The organism is Nocardiopsis protaetiae (genome assembly GCF_045446735.1).
GTDB classification, from domain to species: Bacteria; Actinomycetota; Actinomycetes; order Streptosporangiales; family Streptosporangiaceae; genus Nocardiopsis; species Nocardiopsis protaetiae.
In genome coordinates this window covers 1-14,621 of sequence record NZ_JBJJBV010000215.1, presented here as the reverse complement: position 1 = coordinate 14,621, position 14,621 = coordinate 1, and the positions used below count along the sequence as shown (strand labels likewise).

General features: G+C 74.6%; 9 protein-coding genes. 5 read left to right on the top strand and 4 right to left on the bottom strand.

What is annotated here, in order from left to right; all coding sequences use genetic code 11:
* Positions 1 to 34 precede the first annotated feature (34 nt).
* Positions 35 to 901 (bottom strand): phytanoyl-CoA dioxygenase family protein, encoded by an 867-nt coding sequence (locus ACJOT3_RS26050; protein WP_406975743.1) that lies wholly within the window; start codon positions 899 to 901, stop codon positions 35 to 37.
* A 553-nt stretch (positions 902 to 1,454) separates the two neighbouring features.
* On the opposite strand from ACJOT3_RS26050, the gene ACJOT3_RS26045 reads away from it, so the two are divergent.
* The 3 genes from ACJOT3_RS26045 to ACJOT3_RS26035 all read left to right on the top strand — a co-directional run bounded on the left by ACJOT3_RS26045 (position 1,455) and on the right by ACJOT3_RS26035 (position 6,425).
* Entirely contained in the window at positions 1,455 to 2,114 is a 660-nt protein-coding gene (locus tag ACJOT3_RS26045; RefSeq protein WP_406975742.1) for an HNH endonuclease family protein, read from the top strand.
* A 312-nt stretch (positions 2,115 to 2,426) separates the two neighbouring features.
* The gene (locus ACJOT3_RS26040; protein ID WP_406975741.1) at positions 2,427 to 4,892 is read left to right on the top strand and encodes an ATP-binding protein; all 2,466 of its coding nucleotides are present in this window, start codon (positions 2,427 to 2,429) and stop codon (positions 4,890 to 4,892) included.
* A gap of 495 nt (positions 4,893 to 5,387) precedes the next feature.
* Positions 5,388 to 6,425: an amino acid adenylation domain-containing protein gene (locus ACJOT3_RS26035; protein WP_406975740.1), complete on the top strand. Its 1,038-nt coding sequence runs from the start codon at positions 5,388 to 5,390 to the stop codon at positions 6,423 to 6,425.
* Positions 6,426 to 6,429: 4 nt separating this feature from the next.
* Here the strand turns inward: ACJOT3_RS26035 and ACJOT3_RS26030 are convergent, their stop codons facing one another.
* Positions 6,430 to 8,775, bottom strand: coding sequence for a serine/threonine-protein kinase (locus tag ACJOT3_RS26030; protein WP_406975739.1), 2,346 nt, complete (start codon positions 8,773 to 8,775; stop codon positions 6,430 to 6,432).
* Positions 8,776 to 9,076: 301 nt separating this feature from the next.
* Here ACJOT3_RS26030 and ACJOT3_RS26025 point away from each other — a divergent pair, with 301 nt between their 5' ends.
* Positions 9,077 to 10,357 (top strand): DUF6891 domain-containing protein, encoded by a 1,281-nt coding sequence (locus ACJOT3_RS26025; RefSeq protein WP_406975738.1) that lies wholly within the window; start codon positions 9,077 to 9,079, stop codon positions 10,355 to 10,357.
* A gap of 24 nt (positions 10,358 to 10,381) precedes the next feature.
* Here ACJOT3_RS26025 and ACJOT3_RS26020 read toward each other — a convergent pair whose 3' ends face one another.
* Together ACJOT3_RS26020 and ACJOT3_RS26015 are read right to left on the bottom strand one after the other, a co-directional pair.
* On the bottom strand, positions 10,382 to 12,526 hold the full coding sequence (locus tag ACJOT3_RS26020) for a serine/threonine-protein kinase (RefSeq protein ID WP_406975737.1): 2,145 nt from the start codon (positions 12,524 to 12,526) through the stop codon (positions 10,382 to 10,384).
* Between the two features lie 424 nt (positions 12,527 to 12,950).
* Complete coding sequence (locus ACJOT3_RS26015) at positions 12,951 to 13,880, bottom strand: sigma-70 family RNA polymerase sigma factor (protein ID WP_406975736.1); 930 nt, start codon at positions 13,878 to 13,880, stop codon at positions 12,951 to 12,953.
* 73 nt (positions 13,881 to 13,953) lie between these two features.
* On the opposite strand from ACJOT3_RS26015, the gene ACJOT3_RS26010 reads away from it, so the two are divergent.
* Positions 13,954 to 14,621: SDR family oxidoreductase (locus ACJOT3_RS26010; RefSeq protein WP_406975735.1), on the top strand; the 668-nt coding region annotated here is incomplete at its 3' end.

The window sequence follows — 14,621 nt, the reverse complement described above, 5'->3', positions numbered from 1 at the left end:
GGGGCACCGGCGCGTTCACCCCCGGCGGGGCCCCTTACCTCCCGGCGGGGTCGAAGTCGCGCGAGGCCAGGAACCCCGGCCTGGGGTCCTTGCCCCCGAACGGCTTCTCGCAGGCGTTCTCCACGCTGTTGTAGACGATGAACACGCTCGACCGCGCCCACGGCGTGATGTTCGCCCCGGCCGCGTACATGCAGTTGGCGTCCAGCGCCGTCACGTCCCCGGGCGCCCCCTCCAGCACGTCGATGCCGTGCCGGTCGGCCAGGATCGTCAGCGTCGCCCGGTCGGGGGTCCCGGCGCGGCCGCCGTCCCCCTCCTCCAGGCAGGACACGTACGTGCGGTGCGAGCCGGGCATCACCAGCGGCGCGCCGTTGTGCGGGTGGTGGTCGGTCAGCGCCACCGAGAACCCGACGGCGCGCATGCGCGGCATGCCGTCCTCGGCGTGCCAGGTCTCGAAGTCCGACCGCCAATACAGGGGCCCGCCGCCGAACCCGGGCCGGTGGTCGAGGCGGCTCTGGTGCACGTACACCTCCGAGCCGAGGATCTGGCGGGCGGGCTCCAGCAGCCGGGGGTCGTTGGCCAGCGCCTCGAACACCTCGCTGACCCGGTGCACCTCGAACACGGAGCGCACGCCCCCGTCGGCGGGGTCGACGACGGCGCGCTCGTCACCGCGCAGCCGCGGGTCGCCGACCAGCCGGTCGGCCTCGTCCAGGTGCCCGGCGGCCTCGCCCGCGTCCAGCAGCGACGCGAACCGGGTGTATCCGCGGCGGTCGTGTTCCTGAAGCTCTTCGTCGGTGAGGGGGCCGTCCTCGGCGGTGCCCCAGACGGTGGGGTCCCTCCGGTAGAGGAGTGCGGCCTCGGTGCCCTTGCGGGTGGGGTAGTCGTCCAGTGTCGGGAGATCCATCTGCAACGTCATGGCCGAGCCCCTGTGCGGGGTGATCCTTTCGGTGTCGCTGTCTCTTCTGTTCCGGTGGACGGTCCGTACGACATCCGAACGTAACAAACACCCCTGCCGCCGTTCCCCGGCGATTTTCTCCCGCTGGTTTATCCGCTTTCATAGCGGGTAGGTTGAGCCGACTCCGGGGCGCCCGCCGAAAAGGTCAAGGGCGCCTTTTGTGTTCTTGCCTCCCTTTGGTGCGGCGTTCTCCCCGGTGCCCCCGGCCTTCGCGCGCCCGCCGCGACACCCCGTGCCCCGCACGCTCACACCGCGCTCATCACCGCGACCGTGCGGGAATCGGCCCAACCGCCCAAACCCCCGTCCGGCCGCCCCGCTTTTTTCCGTGATCCAGTTCACAGGGATACGGTGCGGAGCCTGGTGCAAAATCGGCGGCCCCGATCCGAACCCGTAACACCGGATTCTCCGGGAATTCCCATACGGGGACTGGTGCGAAACCCCTGGTGGCCCCACAGTGGTGGAGGTCCTTCCCTCGCCCCCGCTCAAGAGGAGAGAACAGAATATGACCCCCACCCCCCGTGGGCTCCGCGCCGCCCTGGCGACGGTCTTCGCACTGGCCCTCGCCGTCGTCCTGGGCTGGGCGGCCCCGGCCGCCGCCGCCCACACCCTCCCCCCGGGCATCCCCGCCACCTCCACCGCGCAGTCGCAGCTCAACTCCCTGCGGGTCGCCGCCAAGGGGCCCCAGACCGGCTACGACCGCTCCCTGTTCCCGCACTGGGCCGTGGTCTCCAGCCCCTGCACCGCCCGCCAGCACGTCCTCAAGCGCGACGGCCACAACGTCGTCACCAACTCCAACTGCCAGCCCACCTCCGGTAGCTGGTACAGCTTCTACGACGCGGTGACCTGGAGCGGCGACGTCGCCCAGATCAGCGTCGACCACATGGTCCCGCTCAGCGAGGCCTGGAAGACCGGCGCCGCCTCCTGGACGACCGACCAGCGCCGCGCCTTCGCCAACGACGTGAACTCCCCGCAGCTGTGGGCGGTCACCACGTCCAGCAACAGCGCCAAGGGCGACAAGGACCCGTCCCAGTGGATGCCGACCAACACGGCCATCCACTGCAACTACGTCAAGGCGTGGGTCAACGTGAAGTACCGCTACAACCTCTCGGTGACCTCCACCGAGAAGTCCTCGATCCAGAGCACCATCAACAACCGCTGCTGACGCACCCCGGTTCGCGGCCCGCCCCGACCCCCGGGGCGGGCCGTCGCACGTCCCCCGCCCGCCACCCGGTTCGCCGCTCCCGCGCCCACCCCCGTGCCCACCCCCGCCCGCGCGCCCGCTCCCGCGGTACGCCCACCCCCGCGACACACGGGTCCCGTCTTTCGGACGGGCCTTCCCGCTTTCCGGCTCGCCGTAAAGCGTTCCGCTTCTACGGCCGGGTACCCATGCAGCACACTATGGGGGTGGCACAGGCACGGCCGCGCCCCGCCGGGCGCGACCGCCGAGCGACGCGACCAGGAGGGGCGGCAGAAGATGACCGGCACATGGGGGACCCGCGGCTCGACCCGCCTCGCGGTCCGCTACTTCGACGACCGCGTGCTGTTCAGCGACAACGAGGCCTGGGCCTACTTCCGGCTGCCGACGGTCTCCTACGAGTTCACCACCCCCGAAGAACGCCAGGCCCTGGCCACCAACATCACCATCGCCCTCGCGGCCATCCGCATGAACGACGCCGAGGTCCACCTCCGCGTCGCCCACCGCACCTACCCCGCCGCCGAATGGGCCACCCGCCTGGACGAGACCTCCGACTCCGGCCCCGGCTGGTACGACCACCTCGACGAGACCTACCGGCACGTGTGGGCCAAGGACTTCTGGACCAAGGAGGTCTACCTCGGGGTGCGGCTCGGCCTGCGCGGCTCCGGCCCGGGCCTGGGCCTGTTCTCCCAGTTCCGGGGCGCCTACCAGCGCACCGAGGAGGTCCTCGGCATCACCGACGACGCCGTCGACGACAAGGAGCTCGCCCGCTGGACCGACCAGGCCGAACGCCTGGGCCGCGCCCTGGCCGCCAGCTCCCTGCACGCCCGCCACGCCACCGCCGACGAGATCGCCTGGCTGATCCGCCACTCCGTCACCGGCAGCTCCGAGGAACCCCGCACCTCCGCCGCCGGGCGCCGCACCTGGGGCCGCGGCGAGATCGAGGCCCTGGTCGACGGCACCCTCCACAACGGCCGCTCCATGCTCCGCCTCGAACAGCCCTCCGGCTCCACCTGGGTCGCCTTCCTCTCCTTCGCGCGCTTCCCCGACCTCATGCCGTTCCCCGACGGCGAACCCTGGCTGCACCACGCCGACTCCCTGCCCTTCCCGGTGGAGGTGTCCCTGCGGATGAAGCTCATCCCGCCGGCCAAGGCCTCCAAGGACGTCGGCCGCAAGCTCGCGCACGCCCGCGACATGGACGCCCACATCCGCGAGGCCGGGGTGGAGGCGCCCATCGCCCTGGCCGAGCAGATCGACGCCGCCCGCATGCTCGAACACGGCATCACCAAGGAACGCCTGCCGTTCGTCTACGGCTGGCACCGCCTCATGGTGTCCGCGCCCACCGAACGCCTCCTGGTCCAGCACGTCGAGGCCGTCATCGAGCACTACCGCGACATCGGCATCGACGTCATCAACTCCACCGGCGACCAGTTCTCCCTGTTCAACGAATCCCTGCCGGGCGACCGCATCCGGCTGGGCGCCTACGCCCAGCGCCAGCCGCTGCGCACCATCGCGGGCGGCATGCCCACCGCCACCGTCGACGTCGGCGACCGGACCGACCGCTCCGGCGACGGCTGGGTGGGCCCCTACATCGGCGAGACCATCGGCCGGGCCCGCTCCATCGTCCACTTCGACCCGCTGGTCGCCGCCGCCCGCAACCGGCCCACCGCCATCGCCATCACCGGCGAACCCGGCGGCGGCAAGACCACCCTGGCGCTCCTGCTCATCTACCAGCTCGCCCTGCGCGGGGTCACCGTCGCCGCCATCGACCCCAAGGGCGACGCCGAGTCCCTGGTGCAGCTGCTCCAGCGCCGCGGCCGCAAGGCGCGCATCATGTCCCTGGGGTCGGCCCAGCCCGGCCTGCTGGACCCGTTCGCGTTCGGCGACGACCTGGCCGCCAAGAAGACCATGGCCACCGAGACCCTGCGCCTGCTGCTGCCCCGCATGAGCGAGGAGCGCGAGTCCGCGATGATCCAGGCCGTGGCCGCGGTCGCCAACCAGCCCCGGCCCTCCCTGGCCAAGGTCGTCGACCACCTGGCGAACGCCTCCGACGCCGCCTCCCGCAACCTCGGCGCCGTCCTGGGCTCCATGTCGGAGATGCGGCTGGCGTCCCTGTGCTTCGACCCGCAGGGCGACGCGCAGATCGACACCGAGGGGTGGACCACCGTGTTCACCCTGGGCGGGCTCACCCTGCCCGACTCGGGGCTGCGCCGCGACGACTACTCCTACGAGCAGCGGCTGTCGGTGGCCCTGCTGTACCTGGTGTCCCAGTTCGCCCGCCGCCTCATGAACGGCCTGGACCGGCACCTGCCCAAGGCGATCTTCCTGGACGAGGCGTGGGCGGTCACCTCCACCCCCGAGGGCGCCAAGCTGGTCCCGGAGGTGTCCCGGATGGGGCGCTCCCGCAACACCGCGCTGATCCTGGTGTCCCAGAACGCGGGTGACCTGCTCAACGAGCAGGTCACCAACTGCCTGTCCTCGGTGTTCACGTTCCGCTCCAGCGAACGCTACGAGGTGGAGAGCGTCATGTCCCTGCTGGGGGTGGAGCCCACCGAGGACCACCTGGCGGTGCTGCGCAACCTCGGCAACGGCGAGTGCCTGTTCCGCGACCTGGACGGCCGGACCGCACGGATCTCCGTGGACCTGGTGTCGGAGGACCTGCTGCGCTGGCTGGACACCAACCCCACCCGCCGCCGCCCGGGCGCCGGGGACGAGGACCTGGTCACCACCACCCGCGAAGGCTGACCCGTCCGGGGCCCACGCGCCCCGGAACACCACCGCCGGGGGCCCGGCACGGTCGTCCGTGCCCGGCCCCGCCCGGCACGGGCGCGCGGCGTCCGCCCGCTTGCCCGGGGCCCGTCGGCCTCCGGCGTTTCATGCGGGTCACCTCACCCCCGGCGTGCCCGGGCACCCGGTGTCCGTCCGCGTGCCCGGTCCCGCGCGGTGAGGGTGTCCGTCCACCCGGCAGACGCGGGTCACCCGCACCACGGACATGCCCGAGTGCCCGGCGCCCGTCCGGCGTTCCGGCGTTCCGGCTTCCGCCCGTCCCGGTGGCCGGAGCGGGCCACCGCACGCCCCCGACCTGCGCGGCCGGGGTCGGCCGGGGCCGACCGGCAAGCTCCGGGCGCCGCCGGGTTCGGTGGGGGCGCCGGGTGGGCATCTTTTACCCTGTCGGGTTCCTCCCGCTACGCCCGATCGCCGCCGACCGCCCCGAACCGACACACTCACAAGGGACCGCCCATGAGTGAGGACGTCATCCGCCGGCCCAGACCCGTCATCGACCCCGCCCTCCCCGCCCCCGAACGGGACGAGCTGCGCAGGCGGGTCACCGCCCCCCGCCCGCTCGTGCAGTGGCCCAGCGGGGAGGTCGTCACCCGCCGCGCCCGCCTGCGCGAAGCCGCGGTCCACCTGATCGCGGTCGGGGGAACCCTCGCCCTGTCCCTGGTCACCGCGGGCTGGTACCTGGGCATGGCCATCGTCAACATCGGCCTCATCGCCCACGTCGCCGCCCTCGCCCTCCGCGGCGACGCCCACCCCGCCACCCGCGCCGCGAGCGTGGCCACGGGGGCGGGCGCCCTCGCCGCCATCCCGGTCTGGCTGCTCGACCTCCTGCCGGGGGACCCGGCGGCGGGCATCCCCTGGGGGCTGTTCGGCGTTCTGGTGGCGCTGGTCTCCGCCGACGCGCTCACCTCCCGCGTCCAGGAGACCGAGCCCGCCGACGTCCCGGAGGGCGCCGTCGTCCACCCGGACGACCTGAGCGAGTCCGACCACGCCGCGCTCTGCGCCGTCCAGCACACCATCGACCTGGTCGAACGCGCCCGTGACGCGTTCGGCGGCGGGGACTCCCTGGACACCGACCGGGCCCTGGCGGTGCTGCACGACCAGGAGTGGCGCATCGCCGTCCTGCTCGCCCGCCAGCGCGAACTGCGCCGCGCCCACCTGCGCCGCTGGCAGCGCGCCGACTCCCCGCGGGTACGCGAGGCGCTGCGGCCCCAGCGCGAGCACCTGTGCGCGGTGGAGGACGCCGTGCACACCCGGGTCGACCAGATCATCGAGTACGGCCGCGTGGTGGAGCGGGCCGTGGCCGCCCACCGCGAGTGGGAGCAGTGCCAGGAGGCCGCCGACTCCACCGCCGAGTACGTCGAGCACCGCGCGGCCGCGGCGTTCCTGGGCGCGGGGTCGCCGGAGGTGAGCGAACTGGCCGCCACCGCCGAGGCCGCCCGCCGGGTCCGCGACGAACACGTCGACCGGCTCACCGGGCACTCCCTGCTCTTCTGACCCCTCAGGCCCGGGCGCCGCGGGAGACGACCGCGGCCACCAGCGCGCCGGCGGTCAGGGCCGCGGTCGCCAGCACCGTCCAGGGGACGGGGTTCTCGTAGACCAGCCAGACGGCGTCCGGCTCGCTGTACACGAACGACAGCACCCCGGCCACCCCGAACCCCACCGCGGCGAGCGCCGACGGGACCGCGACCGGGGCACGGGCGCCGCCGGTCCGCACCGAGGCGAGCAGGCTGACGAGCACGGCGAGGATCGCGCAGACACCGAGCACGCTCGCCCACAGCAGCCGGGTCTCCCAGTCGAGCTGGTAGAGCCCCTCGGTCTCGTCCCTGTGGTAGACGAACGCGACGGCCAGCACCACCAGGTACACCCCGACGGCGGCCCACCGGGCGACCGCCCACCACTTGGCGCGCAGCGGCGACCCGACCGGCGGCGGGTCGAGGAGGAACAGCAGTGGCAGCCCCAGGGTCAGGGGAAGGTAGCGGTAGACGGCATCGCCGTGGGCCCAGATCATCTCCTCGGTCCCGGAGAGGAACGTGGCCGCCGAGAACAGCACCAGGGGGAGGGAGAGCAGCAGGGCGAGCCACCGCACCACCAGCGCCCAGGCGGGCGCTTCCGCGCCGGGCGCCGAGGTCCGCAGGCCCTGCTGGAGCACCAGCAACGGAGGAACCAGGACACAGGGCAGCAGCGCCGCCGTGTACCAGAGGTCGGGGGAGAGGACGGCCGCGGCCGCCACGACCGCGTACACGGCCATCCCCCAGAACCAGCCCGCCCCGACGGGCCGCCCCCGCCACCACCCGGGGGCCCCGCCCGCCACCTGACCGCCGCCGGGAACATGGGCCGCCGCCGGAACCCCCTGCGCCTGCGCCCCCCAGGGAACCGCCCCGGCCCCAGGAGCCCCGCCGCCATAAGGCGTCCCGACCGCACCAGCCACACCGCTGGCCCCAGCAGCCCCCGACGCACTGGGGGCCCCGCCGTACATTCCGGCCCCACCGGTCTCGGGCATCCCGGCAGCACCGCCGTACACACTGCTCCCAGGTATCTCATAGGAGCCGCCGTACCCTCCGGCCTCAGGCGTCCCCGGTGTCCCACCGGGCGTTCCGGCTCCGGGCGCCGCGGCGCCATACGGCGCCCCGGCCGTACCGGCGGTCCCACCGATCCCGGGCGCCGCCGGGCCTGTGCCGCCCGGCCATGGCTGCCCAGCGGCACCGCCATACCCCCCGGACCCAGGCGCCCCGCCGCCATCCGGCGCCCCAGCAGTCCCTGGGGTCTCGCCGTACACACCGGCTCCGCCGGTCTCGGGTGTCCCACCGGGCGCTCCGGTCCCGGGTGTTCCAGGGGCCTCGTTTTCGGTCCCGGGTGCCTCGGCCAGGGCGTGTTCGTCGGCGGAGCCGACGCGGGACGTCGGGGTGGAGTCGGGATCGGAGCCCTCCGCGGCGGGCGCCGCGAACCCCTCCGGGGTGAGCGAGAGCGGCGGCCCGAACTCCTCCGACCCCCGCGCCGCCGCGTACACCTCCGGCGGCAGCCACGCCCCGCCGTCCAGGTCCACCTCGCCGACCGTCGCCAGCACCGCCTCCGGCGTCGGCCGGTCCCCGGGCTCCTTGGCCAGGCACGCCCCGACCAGCTCCCGCCACGGCCCGGGCACCCGCCCCATGTCCGGCTCGGTGTTCAGGATCCGGAAGAACAGCGCCTGGTCCGCCGCACCGAACGGCGGCACCCCCGCCGCCGCGAAGTACAGCACCCCGCCCAGCGCGAACACGTCCCCCGCGGGCACCGCCGCCCGCCCCAGCACCTGCTCCGGCGGCATGTACGACGGGGTTCCCAGCACATGCCCCACCGCCGTCAGCGGCGTCAGCGTCGCCTCCACCACCGCCTTGGCGATCCCGAAGTCGATCACCCGCGGGGCGTCGGCGGCCAGCAGCACGTTCGCGGGCTTGAGGTCGCGGTGCACGATCCCCACACGGTGGATGTCCACCAGCGCCTCCGCCAGCCCGGCCGCCAGCAGCGGCAGGCTCGACTCCGGCAGCGCCGCGCCCCTGCGCGTCACCGCCGCGTGCAGCGACGGCCCCTCGATGTACTCGGTGACCAGCCACGGCGGGTCCGCGCCGGGGTCGGCGTCGATGACCGCCGCCGTGTACGGCCCGGCGACCTTGCGGGCCAGCGTCACCTCCCGCGCGAACCGCGCGTGGAACTCGGGATCGTGGGCGATCTCGGGGCGGATGGTCTTCACCACCACCTTCCGGGCCGCCGTGCGGGCCAGGTACACCCGGCCCATGCCGCCCGCGCCGAGGCGGGCCAGCAGACGGTAGCGGCCGACGGATGTCGGATCGTCGGGGGTCAGCGGTTCCACAGGGCTCCTCGGAGGAGGCGGAAGTTCCCCGAAGGGGGATGTTCTGATTATGGCCCGCCCGCCCCCGGACGGAAGGCCCTCGACCTGGCCGGATCACGCCTTGGTGGAACCGCGGACCGGTACCGGGGGCGCCGGTTCCGCCCGCCCCGCGCCGGGCCGCGCGCCCCGGCGCCGCCACCGTGGCCACATCCGGACGCCCGACCGCCCCCGCCGCCTCCGTTTTCTGTACACGACCGCATGCGGACAGCGATATCTCGCACAACCCGCCCCGAACACCCCCGGCTTCTGACACATTGGGCGAATGATCGAACACTGGGACGGCGAGGAGCCGCTCGCCTCGGTGCACAGGGGCGTCGCGGTCCGGGTCGCTGCGGCCCGCGGCGGCTACGCCGAACTGCTGGAACAGGCCCGCCGCGACCTTGAGGACACCCTGCCCGAGGACCTGTCCCCGGACGCCCCGCAGGTCCGCGCGCTCGCGGACACCCTCCCCGGGTACGTGGACACCGCCCTGGCCGACCACGTCCACCGCCAGCGCCGCCGCCCCTCCCGCACCGACTCCGAACGCCTCACCCGCGCGTTCCGGTCGCTGGACGCCTCGGGGATCATCGCCCGCGAGGAGTTCCTGTGCTGCACCGGCTGCGCCCGCGCCGACCTCGACACGGAGGCCGCCGCCGCGGGCAGCCGCGGCTACGCCTACTACCACTGGCAGGACACCCTGGCGGCGGCGGGCGGCGCCCCGCTGATGGTCGGGTTCGAGTCCACCCACCAGGTCCGCCGCGCCGCCGTCGGCGCGGAGGTCGCCGAGGCCCTGCGCGCCCACGGGCTCACCGTCCACTGGGACGGCGACCCCGAACGCAAGATCGAGGTGGGCATGGACTGGAGCCGCCGCCGCCACGACCGCCTGGCCGCCTTCCCCGGCCCGGCATCGGCGGGTGAGCCGCACGTGGACGCCGACTTCTCCAACCCTGGCCCGTACCGCCTCCCGGGGTGGGTCACCCGCCACCGGGGCCGGGTGAGCGTCCGCGAACTCGCCCGCCTGGTGCTGCCCTGGCTGCCCCGCGGCGTGCGCGCGACGGTCGGCGCGGGCGGCCGCACCGCGGTCCTGACCCGCGACTTCGACCACCTGCGCGTGGAGGGCGGCCCGCTCCTGGACCGCGACCGGATCGAGGACGTCCTGGCCCGCTGGGCGGTGGGCGCCGGCTGGCCCCCGCCGCCCGCCGCGGACCCCCGGACCGCGGGCCCGTCCCCGCTGGACGTCACCTACGCCGACGCGGCGACCGGCGGCATGGGGTTCGTGGACTACGCCGAACCCGTGAGCGGCGCCGCCGCCCGCGACCTCGTCTACCGGCTCACTCCGGTCGACGGCACCTTCGGGGTGTTCGCGGCGCGTTCGGGCGCGGTGGTCCAGATGATGTGGCAGGAGGGCCCCCGGCTGTGGATGGAGAGCCCGTCCGCGGACGAGCGCCTGGCCAGCGGCCGCCACGTCACCCTCCCCGAGGCCGAGGAGATGGTGCGCGTCCTGGCCGACGAGGGCCGCGTCGCCCTGGCCGACCTGGGGGAGCTCCAGGTCACCCGCTGGTGACGCCGGCGGTGCCGGCCGAACGCGTCAGTCGAACGCCGCGCCCAGCCGGAAGTACGCCCGCGCCCTGGGCGGGATCAGCAGCAGGGCGCCGACCACGACGTTGAACAGCAGCATGAGCAGGTAGAACGGCATGTCCTCGCGTGCGTAGACGACCACGCCGAACATGGTGAAGATCAGCGCCACCGACACCACGATCTGCATCAGCACCACCAGCCCGTACACCACCCGCGAACGCAGCAGCAGGCCCACCACCGCGGCCGCCGAGACCCCGCCCCACAGGGCGAGCAGGCCCGGCCCGCCCCACCCGGCGAAAACGGTGTCGGAGCCGGAGCCGCCGAGCGAGAGCAGGGCCAGGACCAGCAGGTAGAGGGCGTTGAGCCCGAGCATCGCGCACGCCGCGACCACCGAGAACGACAGCTTGGGCGCGGGCGCTGCGGGTGCCCCCGGGGCGCCGGTGTGCCCCACCCCGCGCACGAATCCGCGGGCCGCGGTGGTCTTGTCGATCTGGGCCCGCGGGTCCGGGGGACCGATGGGGCTGATGGGCGGGACCGGGACGGGCCCGTTGGGCCGGGGCCCGGAACCGGGTCGCGGACCGGCGGGCGGCGCCGCGGGCCGGTTGCCGAAACCCGTGTGACCCGCGTAGGCGGGGCTGCCGCCGGTTCCGAAGGCGGGACCGGGCCCTGCCCCGGGACCGCTGCCGGGGTAGTGGCCGGGCTGCGGCCCGCCGGGGCCGTGGGGCCCGGTCGGTGCCGGGTTCCCGCCGGTCTGTGGCCCGCCCGGAACGCGGGGGCCCGTTTGCGCGGGGTAGGACGGCAGCGGCGGCCGGGGACCGCCGGGCGCACCGGGACCGCCCGCGACACCGGGGCCGCCTGGGGCATAGGGGTTCTGCGGGCCGCTCGGAACATGGGGCGCGGTGCCGGCGGCGGGCACCTGCGGCCCGGAGGCGGGGTGCGCGTTGTAGGAGGTGTGCGGCCCCGAAGGCGCCGGGGCGAGGTGCGGCCCCGAGGCCGCGTGCGAGGTGTGCGCCCCGGAAGGGGCGTGCGGACCCGTCACCGCCCCGGGCACCGGGCCGCTCCCGGGAACACCGGCCGCACCGGGCCCACCGGCGCCACCGGGCACACCGACACTGCCGGGAACACCGGCACCGCCCGCACCACCGGGCCCACCGAGAGCGCCCGCGTCACCGGGCCCGCTCACACCACCGACGACACCAGGACCCCCGGCAACACCGGCAGCACCCACACCACCAGGCCCGTCACCGTTCCCGGCCACCCCGCCGTTCCCCGCCGCGGCCCCGGACACCCGCGCGGTGCCCCCGTCGCGGAGCCGCTCCTCCCTGGCCCGGTCCAGCAGCTCGATCGCCTGCGCCGCCGACGGCCGCGCCGCCACCTCCCGGTTCAGCAGCGCCTCGATCAGCGCCCGCAGCGGCGCCGCCGCCACCTCGTCCACCCTGCCGGGAACCGGCTCCCGCGGCGGCATCGGCGCCGTCAGCACGGCGCTGATGATCCCGGTGATGCTCTCCCGCTTGAACGGCGAGCGCCCCTCCAGCAGCGCGTAGAGCGTGACCCCCAGACTCCACAGGTCGGACGCGGGCAGCGCCCGCTCGCCCTCGAACCGCTCCGGCGCCATGTACTCGGGCGAGCCGATGTACACGCCGGTCTGGGTGAGCGCGGTGCTCCCGTCCACGTTCGCGATGCCGAAGTCGGTCAGCACCGTCCGGCCGTCCTCGGTGAGCATGATGTTGGCGGGCTTGACGTCCCGGTGGGTGACCCCGACCGCGTGCGCCGCCCTCAGCCCGCCGAGCAGGGACCGGGCCGCCTCCTCCACCCGCTCCACCGGCATGGGGCCGTCCCGGTCCAGGTGCTGCTGGAGCGAGTACCCGCTGAGCAGCTCCATCACGATCCAGGGGCTGCCCTCGTGCTCCAGCACGTCGTGGACCGTCACCACGGCGTTGTCCCTGATCCGCGCGGTGGCCTGGGCCTCCCGTAGGGTGCGCTCCCGCGCCTCGTCGTGGTCCTTGGGGCTCATGCCGTCGGGGAGGACGACCTCCTTGACCGCGACGTCGCGCTGGAGGGCGGGGTCCCAGGCATGCCACACCGTACCCATCCCGCCCGCGCCGAGCCGCTCGCGCAGCTCGTACCGGCCGACGGAGGAGCGGGGGGTGGACATAGGGGCGCATCCCTTCTGCCTTGGGGGACGATGCGCAGGCCAATCTATCCGAGAAAGGACCCACCACCGGCGTTCTCGGTGGTCATCGACACTTTCCGAAGCATTCTCACTGTAAACTCCCGTCCTCTCCCCGCACGGGGGGCAACGGAAGGTGACCGATAACGGTCATCGGTAGAACCGCCTGTCCCCGCAGTGCGTCCAGGGGCGGTCCGAGTCCGCTCGAAACGGTCGTCGAACGCGGAGTCATCGCTGTTCAGAGCTTGTTCAGGGCCGGTCGCGGGCACGGTTCCCGCCCCTTTCGACGGCACCGTTCCCCGCTTTTCGGAACCCGCCCGGACACCCCCGGAACTTCACACAGGGTGACCCGAAACCAGGGTGACCCGAAACGGATTCGCCTTCCACTCCTCTCGGACACCCGCCCGAATCAGCCCAGCGCCTCGGGGTCGATCCCCAGCCCCTCCAGCCGGTCCGGGTCGGCCAGGACATCGATGGCGACGATCCGCCCGCCCGCCACCGCGAACCCCATGACCGACAGCACCCGGCCTCCCGCCACCACCGCGACACCCTCGGCGCCGTTGACCGACACCGGGTGCACGAACGGCGCGAACCGGTGGAACGTGACCGCCTGCCCCGCCACCTCCGCCGCCCCCGCGATACGGGTCGTGTACCGGTCGCGCGCCCCGCCCTCGGAGCGCAGCACCACCTCCGGGTGCAGCACCGACAGCAGCCCGTCGAGGTCGCCCTCCCGCGCCGCGGCGAAGAACGCGTCCACCACCCGGCGCCGCCCCGCCGGGTCCCCGTCCGGGACCGCGCCCCGCGTCCCCTGTTCGCGCACCCGCCGCCGGGCCCGGCTGGCCAGCTGCCGGGCGGCGTCCTCACTGCGCTCCACCAGCGGACCGATCTCCGCGTACGGCACCGCGAACAGGTCGTGCAGCACGAATGCCACCCGCTCCACCGGGTTCAGCTCCTGGACCACCACCATGAGCGCCCACCCCACCGCGTCGGCGGTCAGCGCCGCCGACTCCGGGTCGCCCGCGCCCGCGGCCCCCGCCGCCCAGGCCGGACCGACCACGGGATCGGGCAGCCGCCCGCCGCCCGGCGAGTCGGCCTCCAGGGGCTCCTCACGACGCTGCTCACGCGAGCGCAGCAGGTTCAGGCACACCCGCCCCGTCACCGTCGTCGTCCACGCGCCCAGGTCGTCGACGTTCTCGATGCCGGTGCGCTCCAGCCGCAGCCAGGTCTCCTGCACGGCGTCGTCGGCCTCGCCCGTCGACCCCAGGATCCGGTGGGCGATCGCCCGCAGCCGGGGCCGGTGCCCCTCGAACCGCGCCGCCGTGGAAAAAAGTTCCCGCATTCCCGTCACGTTCCCCTCCCCGCCCGGGTCACGTCAATGAACCCGCCGCCGACCTCTGCGAGGAGAATCCACCATGAACGCACCCGTACTCGTCACCGGGGGCACCGGAACGCTCGGCTCCCTGGTCGTCCCGCTGCTGCGCGACGCCGGCCTCGACGTCCGCCTGCTCACCCGCGGCTCCCGCCCCGCCCCCGCGGGCCTGACCCACGTGAAGGCCGACCTGCGCACCGGCGAGGGCATCGCTCCGGCCCTGGAGGGGGTCGGCACGGTCCTGCACCTGGCGGGCGGCCCCAAGGGCGACGACGTCGCCACCCGCAACCTGGTGGCGGCCGCCGAACGCGCCGGGGTGGCCCACCTGCTGCTCATCTCGGTGGTCGCCGCCGACCGGGTCCCGCTGGGGTACTTCCGCGCCAAGCTGGAGGCGGAGCGTGCGGTCCAGGAGTCGGCGGTCCCGTGGACGGTGCTGCGCGCCGCCCAGTTCCACGACCTGGCGCTGTCGGTGGTGCAGGCGCTGGCGAAGTCGCCGCTCGTCCCGGTGCCCGGGCTGCGCTGGGAGACGGTGGACGCCCGCGACGTCGCCGAACGCCTCGCCGGGCTGGCGGTGGGCGCACCCGCGGGCCGGGTCGCGGACCTGGCCGGGCCGCAGGTGCTGCCGATGGCGGACCTGCTGCGCACCTACCTGGCGGCGCGGGGGACCCGCCGCCCGACGGTACCGTTGCCGATCCCCGGCGCGGCCGGGCG

What these genes read in the sequence shown, in the direction of transcription:
- ACJOT3_RS26035 (WP_406975740.1), top strand. Translation starts at nt 5,388, where the DNA reads ATGAGTGAGGACGTCATCCGCCGGCCCAGACCCGTCATCGACCCCGCC.
- ACJOT3_RS26020 (WP_406975737.1), bottom strand. Translation starts at nt 12,526, where the DNA reads ATGTCCACCCCCCGCTCCTCCGTCGGCCGGTACGAGCTGCGCGAGCGG.
- ACJOT3_RS26040 (WP_406975741.1), top strand. Translation starts at nt 2,427, where the DNA reads ATGACCGGCACATGGGGGACCCGCGGCTCGACCCGCCTCGCGGTCCGC.
- ACJOT3_RS26045 (WP_406975742.1), top strand. Translation starts at nt 1,455, where the DNA reads ATGACCCCCACCCCCCGTGGGCTCCGCGCCGCCCTGGCGACGGTCTTC.
- ACJOT3_RS26050 (WP_406975743.1), bottom strand. Translation starts at nt 901, where the DNA reads ATGGATCTCCCGACACTGGACGACTACCCCACCCGCAAGGGCACCGAG.
- ACJOT3_RS26015 (WP_406975736.1), bottom strand. Translation starts at nt 13,880, where the DNA reads ATGCGGGAACTTTTTTCCACGGCGGCGCGGTTCGAGGGGCACCGGCCC.
- ACJOT3_RS26025 (WP_406975738.1), top strand. Translation starts at nt 9,077, where the DNA reads ATGATCGAACACTGGGACGGCGAGGAGCCGCTCGCCTCGGTGCACAGG.